The 9,494-nt window shown below is 28.1% G+C and carries 10 protein-coding genes and 1 pseudogene; 1 reads left to right on the top strand and 10 read right to left on the bottom strand.

Annotated features, from left to right (window positions below):
• Window positions 1–241: 241 nt before the first annotated feature.
• The 3 genes and pseudogenes from H8S10_RS17125 to H8S10_RS17115 all read right to left on the bottom strand — a co-directional run bounded on the left by H8S10_RS17125 (window position 242) and on the right by H8S10_RS17115 (window position 2,480).
• Window positions 242–1,081, bottom strand: coding sequence for a serine hydrolase (locus H8S10_RS17125; protein WP_186839677.1), 840 nt, complete (start codon window positions 1,079–1,081; stop codon window positions 242–244).
• 56 nt (window positions 1,082–1,137) lie between these two features.
• On the bottom strand, window positions 1,138–1,533 hold the full coding sequence (locus H8S10_RS17120) for an Rrf2 family transcriptional regulator (protein WP_055264579.1): 396 nt from the start codon (window positions 1,531–1,533) through the stop codon (window positions 1,138–1,140).
• A 129-nt stretch (window positions 1,534–1,662) separates the two neighbouring features.
• Window positions 1,663–2,480 (bottom strand): annotated as a pseudogene (locus H8S10_RS17115) (alpha/beta hydrolase).
• Window positions 2,481–3,340: 860 nt separating this feature from the next.
• On the opposite strand from H8S10_RS17115, the gene H8S10_RS17110 reads away from it, so the two are divergent.
• Window positions 3,341–3,763 carry a hypothetical protein gene (locus tag H8S10_RS17110; protein WP_243175904.1) on the top strand — a complete coding sequence of 141 codons (423 nt, stop codon included), beginning with the start codon at window positions 3,341–3,343 and terminating at the stop codon, window positions 3,761–3,763.
• A gap of 153 nt (window positions 3,764–3,916) precedes the next feature.
• Here H8S10_RS17110 and H8S10_RS18225 read toward each other — a convergent pair whose 3' ends face one another.
• The 7 genes from H8S10_RS18225 to H8S10_RS17075 form a co-directional block, all read right to left on the bottom strand.
• Complete coding sequence (locus H8S10_RS18225) at window positions 3,917–4,270, bottom strand: DUF5661 family protein (RefSeq protein WP_055264576.1); 354 nt, start codon at window positions 4,268–4,270, stop codon at window positions 3,917–3,919.
• A gap of 237 nt (window positions 4,271–4,507) precedes the next feature.
• The gene (locus H8S10_RS17100) at window positions 4,508–5,236 is read right to left on the bottom strand and encodes a TIGR01906 family membrane protein (protein ID WP_186839676.1); all 729 of its coding nucleotides are present in this window, start codon (window positions 5,234–5,236) and stop codon (window positions 4,508–4,510) included.
• Window positions 5,237–5,346: 110 nt separating this feature from the next.
• The gene (locus tag H8S10_RS17095; RefSeq protein ID WP_186839675.1) at window positions 5,347–6,390 is read right to left on the bottom strand and encodes an ADP-ribosylglycohydrolase family protein; all 1,044 of its coding nucleotides are present in this window, start codon (window positions 6,388–6,390) and stop codon (window positions 5,347–5,349) included.
• Between the two features lie 155 nt (window positions 6,391–6,545).
• Window positions 6,546–7,034 carry an NUDIX domain-containing protein gene (locus H8S10_RS17090; RefSeq protein WP_186839674.1) on the bottom strand — a complete coding sequence of 163 codons (489 nt, stop codon included), beginning with the start codon at window positions 7,032–7,034 and terminating at the stop codon, window positions 6,546–6,548.
• 184 nt (window positions 7,035–7,218) lie between these two features.
• Window positions 7,219–7,359: a hypothetical protein gene (locus H8S10_RS17085; RefSeq protein ID WP_156334254.1), complete on the bottom strand. Its 141-nt coding sequence runs from the start codon at window positions 7,357–7,359 to the stop codon at window positions 7,219–7,221.
• Window positions 7,360–7,510: 151 nt separating this feature from the next.
• A complete protein-coding gene (locus tag H8S10_RS17080) occupies window positions 7,511–8,242 on the bottom strand; it encodes an MBL fold metallo-hydrolase (RefSeq protein WP_186839673.1) in 732 nt (243 codons plus the stop codon).
• Between the two features lie 179 nt (window positions 8,243–8,421).
• On the bottom strand, window positions 8,422–9,123 hold the full coding sequence (locus H8S10_RS17075; protein ID WP_186839672.1) for a DUF1287 domain-containing protein: 702 nt from the start codon (window positions 9,121–9,123) through the stop codon (window positions 8,422–8,424).
• Window positions 9,124–9,494: the final 371 nt, after the last annotated feature.

Here is a 9,494-nt window from a genome sequence, read left to right as displayed (position 1 = left end):
ATCAATTTTATTGTAGGTTTGTTTACCATACAATAAAAAATTCAAACTTATATAATTTTCAAAGAGCGAGCAATTCTATGAAAAATCAAGCTATTTTTTCATATCAACTTAACAGATTCAATCAATATAATTTCACATATATTTTATCATATTTCTAATAATATGTGAAAATATAACAATTATTTTATAGTCAAGTTATTACTAATACTTTAATATATTATATATTAAGAAACTCATTATTTTAATTGCATTGATATATTTTAATAGATATTTCAGCTATAAGTTCACAGGATTTTTCTCCATCATCAATTAACCTTCTTTCATCTTCTATTGCTCCATCTTCAAGAACTTCTGATAATGCTCCTATATCCTTAGTTAGAACCACCAATATATATGGATTGTCGTCATATATAATACCTGCATCATGATAATATCGATAATAGTTCCCAAATTTATGGGCTACTTTATCATTTTCAATATACTTGTCTAATCTATCATGACAGCATGTCTTTTTTAGCAAGTCTAATATTAAAGAATATTTCTCATCTGAATAAAGCTTCCGATAAATTTCAACCTGCTCTTTTGCTGTTGTAATATTTCCCACAGTTATATCTTCACCACTTAATTTTGATATATAATAATTTAAATCATAGCCACATATCCTGTTCAACATATTATTAGCAATGTTATCAGAGTAAAGTAATGATAATTCTAAAGCTTCTTTTACAGTCATACTTCCTATGTTCTCTTTTAATTTAAGTATTCCTGTGCCTTCTTCATAATCCTCTTCACTATATTCTATTATTGTATCTAAAGATAACTCACCATTACTTACTTTATCTAACACCTCCATTGCCTGAGGAACCTTACTTAAACTAGCTGCTCTAAATACCTTGTCTTCATTTAAATAATATTCTTTTTTTCCATCTAATCTATAATAATATACAGCTACATTTTCACTATAATTATCTATACACTCCTCTACTGCTCTCTTAATATCAGGACTACTCTCTACCTGTCCCCTGTTCATAAATAATGACATAGAAAAAAATAATGGAAATAATAATGCATTATATAACATACTAAACACTCACCTTTTGCTATATCTATCATTATAATTCCCATTAATACTATTTTTTATAAAATATCTTTTAGTGTATATTTTGAAAATTCATCAATAAATCGATTAAGTGCACCTGCTGATATGCCTTTAAGCTTACAGCCAGGAGCCATAAATGGACAACTATCTGGCTTATTGAAACATTCAATTAGATTAAGATTATCCTCTGTTAACTTAAGAACATCTCCTAAATTTATCTCTTCAGGCTCTAGTCCCAGCTTAAGTCCACCAGTTCTTCCCTTTATAGATATTATAAAATCTGTTTTTGCAAGCTTATGAACTACTTTTTTTATATGATGCTCTGATGCATTTAACTCTACTGCCAGCTCTTCTACAGTAGAAAGTTTATCTCTATTATTTGCTAAATATATTAATACTCTAAAAGCATAATCTGTAAATTTTGATAGTTGCATTATTATCGCCTCTTTTTCTATTACTGTTATTTCATATTATATCATAGTTTTATTTACAGTTATAACATAAGTTAATATCTGCATTACTTCAAATTAGCAAATCATATGCGAAGACTGGAATAATTAAATTTAATTATCCTCCTCAATAAATCTCATCAATTCTTCATTAAATTTATCTTTCTCATCATAAAATAGTCCATGTCCACTTTTCTTAAACTTTACTAGTTTAGAGTTCTTAATAAGTTTATTTTGCACCTCTCCAAGTGGAGGTAAAATTACTTTATCGTGGATTCCATGCATGATTAGTGTAGGAACATTTATTTCTTTCATATCTTCAAAAAGACACTCATTAATCCATGTACGGCAACTTCTGCTGTAGCCCATCCTGCTGCTTGGAAACCTAATTGTAAAAACCATTCTGAAAACGGTCTGCTTACCTTCCTATAGAAAAAACTTTTCCCAAAGTCTTCTAGCATCTTAGGCCTATCCATATAAGTTCCCATTATTATATTATCAACCGCTGATTTATCTAACCCATAAGGAAAGTCAGGTCGTTTTATAAGACTAGGTGCTGAAGCTGCACATAATACAAGTTTTGATACTCCACAGCCATTATGTCTTGCCATATATCTTATCGCAATAGCTCCCCCAGTAGAATGTCCCACTAATGTGAAATCTTTCAACTTAAACTGATCAACAACGGATTTTATATCATCAGCCAATGTATTATAATCATACCCATATGATGGTTTATCAGATTTTCCAAATCCCCTTTGGTCTAACCCTATACATCTATATCCCTTTTGTGAAAAGTAATCAAATTGATATTCAAATAAGTTATGGTTTCCTGGCCATCCATGTAGAAACACTATAACGTCCTTACATTCTATATTAATGTCCTCTACATAAATTTTTGTATTGCCACTAACTCCAACATAATATCCCACTTTATATTTCTCCATTAATAAAAATTTTCACTACTATACTATTGCTATGCTGATATATTTGTGATTCCACGGGTCTAAGGATTTCACCTTATATATAACTAAAATAAAAAAATAGAGCCGAAGCTCTACTTTTTATATTATCTAACTATCTCTAATGTATATAATATTTTTTAATATACTAAAGTTTATATGAAATTTATATATTGTATCTTAAATAATTCTTTTACTATATAGCTTTTTTTATTTTTTCATTCTTTATCTTATTACGCTTTCTATACATCACTCTTTTTTTGTGGTTCCATAGTATACGTTGAAAAATTATTTTTACTCTCTCTTTCATAGCTACATCTCCCTTTTACCACCCATTTAAACGTTAACAAGAAATAAACACATTCTCAAGATTATTTTTATTTATCCCTTAGTAACTTTTAATATCTATATATAATTATTATACCCCTTGTTGTAAATTTTTACCACTTTTTATTGATTTTTTTTCTATATTTTTATTAATTATTCGTTAATATAAAAGTTAACATAGACTATTCCTATGCTGACTTTTATAAATATTATTTAACTTTTAAATCAATCTAGAATCTTCTTTAAGTCTCTTCCATTAATTTTTGTATAAATATTTAATTTTAATCTAATTGCAAATAAAATCTCGAATTTAATTCATATATAGTTATTTTTCAACTTTATAATCGCTTTACATTTAAAATTTATAAATATATCTTATATACGTTATTTTTGATTATTTGCTTTTTAATCCCAAGTAGTATAGTATACAGTTAAGTAAATCTTTAAAGTTCTAATTTCTTAAATGAACTTAAGTAAAAAATAAATAAAAAGGGAGTGTTATTATGGCAGTACATTTAATTACATATTTTATGCAACAAAGAACACATGCTCATAGTGAAAGTTGTGGATGTGGAGATGAGCATCACCACGAGCATAATGATAACTGTGGATGTGGAGAAGCCCATCATCACGAACATAGTGATAGCTGTGGTTGTGGAGAAGACCACGAACACGGTGAAGATTGTGGATGCGGAGGGGATCCAGATTATGATTTAGTTTGTACAATAGAAACACTAGGAAAATGGGCACATTTTACCCCTACCGGTTTCTTAGTAGTATCTGATTTAAATTCTGATGAAATATTAGAAAAACTTAGACCAACTGTAGATACTAGAGATATAATATTTGTAACAAAGGTAGATCCTCAAGACGTAGCTTGCACAATTCCACAATGTAAAGACTGGATAGTTAGCGTTACTGCATAACTAATAAAAACTTAATTTTAAAAAAATGTGCCTTCGGCAGAGTGTCATAACTCTATTCCGAAGGCAATTGTCTTATATTATCAAATTCATCTAGTAGTTTTTCTCAACTAATCTTATCTCTACTAGTTATGCCTCTAAAATCATGGAAATTAACTAAACATTTTCACTCCAATATTTTGTAGCTTCTTCCTCCAACTTCTTTAACCTTGTGTAATAATCCGGGAACTCCTTCAAATGCGCTAAAGCTATTTTTCCTGTAAGTATTGGATCATTTTTGGTTACATTACATTCGGGACACTTTGTTCCATGTTCAAGTTCAACATTAACCCCAGCCGTAAACTCGTCTAAATCAAACTTTTCTTTAGCGAAATCAATTTTCAAGGCTCTAGCTATAAGTAATGCATCCTCCTTAGTAAATGATGGTTGATTCTTAGATTCTCTTTCATGCTTTAAGGTATATGATATCTTTTTTCTAATCTTTTTTACTTCAGACTTAGTTTTACTCATTTTAAATCCTAATTAAAATTTATTGTCATTACATCATATTCTTATAAAATACTATTGATACATTTATTCCTATAATAAATAAGTCCCCTTATTTAAATCTCTATCTTATCGCTACTTAACTCCTCTTTTATTGGTACTAAACAATATGTTCTTAACATGAACATTATCTCACTATAATTTTTGCAATTTGCATAAATTGTTTTATTCCCATTTTCTCTCATAATCGTATTATGCTATTTATACCTCTATAGCACTGTTTTCTGAGTATGACTTAATATTATTTCTGTTTCTATAATATCCCCATTTAACAGCTATAATCATAATAACTAATAAAATTAAAATTGCTCCCCCACATATCATAAATAATTCCTCTGGAAGAGCAATTATAATTGGGTCTATCCTTGGATCAAAAATCCAATAGTCATTTCTAAAAAACAACTTGTGAAACATTGTAAATGCCCATGAAAAATCTATTAAATAAAGAACTACTATTCCTATAAAGAATATTATTAATAGGTTTGCACTATTATTAAAATTTCTTAGTAATCCTCTAATATTTATCGAACCCTTTTTATATTTATTAAAAATGAACCATCCAGCTAATGCCATTATAAAAACAGCAATAATTACCATCAAGGCTATAAATATCTTCTTAACCTCGTAAAAATGAACTTCTCCATAAGTACTCATAACAAAATTATCAAATTCAAGCTTGTCTATAAATGGGTTTTGAAGATAATTAATCAATCCTCCATATTCCATCATTAAAGCTTGTTCACTTAATCCTGTTATAGTTGTTAAATCATACTTTTTAACTACTAACTTATATATCCATGTAGAATTTATAATTGTTACTGCAGCTATACATATAGCTGCAATACTTGAATATATTATCCAAGCACATTTTGCTAAGTTTTTTATAATACTTTTTTCTTTCTTAATTATATTAACATTTGATTTTCCCATACGCTCTCCTTATACTTCTTTCATTTGTTAACATAATTATATCACACTTACTACCTTATTCTATTTATTCTTTCGATGATAACATTTACATTTGATTTAACTATAATCCTTTAATATCCCGGATATTTCATCCACCAATCTCCCTCATCAGAATAGCCTGTTAATAAATCATCTGCAACTTTAGTTATTACATCATATAACTCTAACTTACTAGTCCATTTTCTAGGAATTTTATTTAAACCTAGATGTGCACCTAAAATATTTCCTGTCATAGCTCCTGTACTATCACTATCTCCACTATGATTAACCGCTGCTATTATTGCTTCTTCAAAATCATCCTTATATCTCAATGCGCAAAAAACTGCTATAGCAAGTGCTTCTTCCGCAATCCATCCTTGTCCTATTTCTTTTATACATATCTCATTACTCTTTTTACTTGTAGATAAATTAATAGCCTTTTTTAATATATCTATAACATCTTCACTATTATAATATTTAGAAAGTTCAATTAAAGCATCTTCCACAGAGTGAACTATATCCATTCCAGATATTATACTAGAAATAATATAGGCAAAAGCTCCTGCTGATAAATGTCCTGTAATATGACCATGTGTTATAGCGGCACATTCCATGCCTTTATTAAAAGCAAAGTTAGGTCTATAAAATAGTCCCACTGGAGCTACTCTCATCACACATCCACACCCTTTGCTATCATTCACAGGATTATCAATAGTTCCTAACTCTCTATTTCTTAACGATGTCAAACAAGTCATTCCTGGCGCTCTTTTTACATATAATTCTTTTTGCTTAATTAAATACCCATCATATATATTTAAATCATCATCTGCTGGATCACCTTGTGTATATAGCCATCTTAAATAAGCATTATATATACATTTATTACTATCGCTTACTCCCTTGTTATAGCCTCTAGTCTCTCCTCTTAATAATCCTTCTGCAGTGAATAAAGTCATTTGTGTATCATCTGTTATTTCAGCTCTTCCTCGTCTCCCTATAATAATGTTATTTATTCCATTTTTTCCATACTTACTTTTTATTTCTTCCAAGGACATAAATTCAACTGGCCAGCCTAAAGCATCGCCTATAGCCCCTCCAACTAAACATCCTCTATAATATACCTTAGTTTTTCGCATTAGATTTTCCTCCTTATTAATTAAGAGTTTTTAATATGTATAATTTAAATTTGCTTTTTCACAAGAGAAATATTTAGCTTTGAATGAGATGAAAATACTTTCTATGACCAGATAAGTATTTCTTATATCAGTAAATATTTCTCTTGCTATCAGCACTAACTAATCTTTTCAAAAAACCTTTTTATATATGGATATGGTACAAACTCTCCATTTGCTATCATTTTAAAAATTTCTTTTTTGGTAGCCCATCTAATTTCGCTAACTTCTTCAACTTGAAGTACACATTCATTCAAATTTATATCTTGTTGAACTAACCAAATATCACAAAAATTATCACCTCTCTCTAGAGTGAACATAACTTTAGCACAATCCATATTAGGTTCTATCCCAAGCTCTTCATTAACTTCTCTTATGCATGTTCCGTAACTATCTTCACCTACTATTGCTGCTCCGCTAGTTAAAGACCACTTATTAGGATTATATAAGACTGTACTAGCTCTTTTTTGAATCAAAAACTGTTCTTTACTATTCATAATCCATACATGTACTGCTAAATAATATTCTCCTGGGGTAAGCTTATCTCCTTTTAGTACGGTTTTTCCTAACTTTCTTCTGTCTTTGTCATAAACATCCGCATATTCCATTAACAAGCCCCCTTTTTAGTATTATTATTCAGTATAGTTCTAAATATTTCCTATTATTAAATTAAAAAACTTAATTTAATATATTAATTATCTCTTCACTACAAAGGTTTTTTATTAATAAAATAAATATGCCTTTAGCATAGATAATTTGCTCCATGCTAAAGGCATATTTTTATATAAAATATTATTTGCTAATAGTCTTTTCTCCATCACATTCCCAATGTAGTTGATATTTACACTTTTCACAAGTTATTATTCCTTCTGACTTAACTCCAGCTCCCTCAGTTACTATTTCATTACATTTTGGGCATATAACCTTATCCATAAATACTTCTCCTTATATATAACATTTTTTTCTTCAGTTTAATTATTGTCCACTTTTACTTAATTCTATACAAAGTATCTATAAATAATGCTTAAACTAAAAAAGTTAGAGCTTTTTTTATATAAATCTCTAACTCTTTTCTTTCCCTTAACTATATATTTATTATATCTTTAATAGCTTTATTTATATTTTTCTTGTATATTCCTCCATGATAACATACAACTTCTCTTATATCATAATTATGTAATTTCTTTAAAGAGCTATAATATTCTTCATCATTAAAGTTTAAATCACTATCCGTAGTTCTTATATTCCCATCCTTAATTATAAATGCATCTCCAGCAATTAATACTTTTTCCTCCTCTATATATAAGCTTAAATGACCTGGTGTATGGCCTGGTGTATAAATAACACTCACCTCATTAAATCCTGGAATCAAATCGCCATCATTTAAAATCTCATCTATCTCAACTTTATTACAAGAATAAAAATTTTTCATTTTTTCATATAAAACTTTAGCTTCATTGGGTAAATAGTTAAGATTTCTTTCTAAATTTGCTACTTTAGTAGGCATTTTAGTTCCATTTATATATCTAGCTTCATTTTCAGATGCAAATACCTTTACATTTGGTAACTCATTTAAAATATCCTTAACACATCCTACATGATCTATATCTTGATGAGTGATAACTATTGCTGATAAATCTTGAAAGCTAAGCCCTTCCTCTTCAATAGCTTTTTTTATATCATCAATCTGTCCTGGATTACCAGTATCTATTAAAAGTAATCTATTCTCCTTAGCTATTAATACAGGATATATATATTCATTAGGATTCATTGTAGCTTTTAATTTTAGTACATAAATATTATCATTTAATTTCATTTTTTCCTCCAAAACTCCTTTAAAATTAAATACTATAAAAGAAGTAAATAAAATTATTTATACTAAATATTATTAGAATATTTTTTGACTTTAATACTAAAATAATGTACCCAATATTTTTGCTTTATCTCTCAATCTATCATTTAGTTAAATGTTTATATGCATTATACTATTTAATTCTAATCAACTTTCCCTTTAAATCTATAATGTCCTGTTATTGGCTGCCATATTGTGTATTTTACAAGCATATTTTCTTCTCTAACTGGTTGTCCTCCATTATGAATTATGTATGGTACCCCATCTTTGTTTCTCTTATCAGAAATTATAGCTATATGAAGATATTGTTCTCCAAAAATAACTATATCTCCTGGTTGCCATTCCTCTATGTCATAAGGATCTAAAGTTAAAGCTTCTGCATACCTATCAAAAAACACCTTTAAGTTAGGTACTCTTCTAAAATCTATATTCTTGTCAGGTGTACCTTCAACTCTTGGATACAAGTCAACATTCTCTTCAATATCTTTATCTACCATATCTTTTAACGAATAACCTGCATTTCTAAATGCTCTCCATATAACATCAGTACATACACCTTCTTCATTAGGTGGATATCCTCCATCATAATAAGCACTATGATATTTAGGCTTATTTTTAGCATCAATTCTAGCACCAATAACTATATCTGTATAATCATCTATTCCATTTCCGTTATAATCAGTATCACTTAATATAGTTTCTATATCAAAATCATCCGCTGTATAACTTTGTTGTGGTAATAAATTAAAAAAATCTAATGCAACTACTATCCCGACAAGTATGATAAATACAATTATAATTATAAAATATTTTATAATACTTTTTATCTTTAAATTAAATCCCATATTCTCCACCTCCATTTACTATAATTATCCTTATTTACTATTATATATTAAAATAACCGCTTTTAACGTTACAGAATTATTACAATTTATTTGTTAACAAATTTCTTTGTTTTTGAGTATATTTTATTAATAAAAAGTATTTTATTTAATTATGGATTTATAGTTTCATGTATCTCCATCTATTATGTTTTTAATGTTCCTTTTGCTGTTTGTAAGTGAAATTTTACTATGTTATAATAAGTTAATTTATTTGAATCTGTTAAGCTGATATGAAAAAATAGCTTGATTTTTCATAGAATTGCTCGCTCTTTGAAAATTATATAAGTTTGAATTTTTTATTGTATGGTAAACAAACCTACAATAAAATTAAT

The organism is Clostridium sp. NSJ-49 (assembly GCF_014287725.1).
In the GTDB taxonomy this organism is placed as follows: Bacteria; Bacillota; Clostridia; order Clostridiales; family Clostridiaceae; genus Clostridium; species Clostridium disporicum_B.
This window is presented reverse-complemented; position numbering and strand designations above follow the sequence as displayed.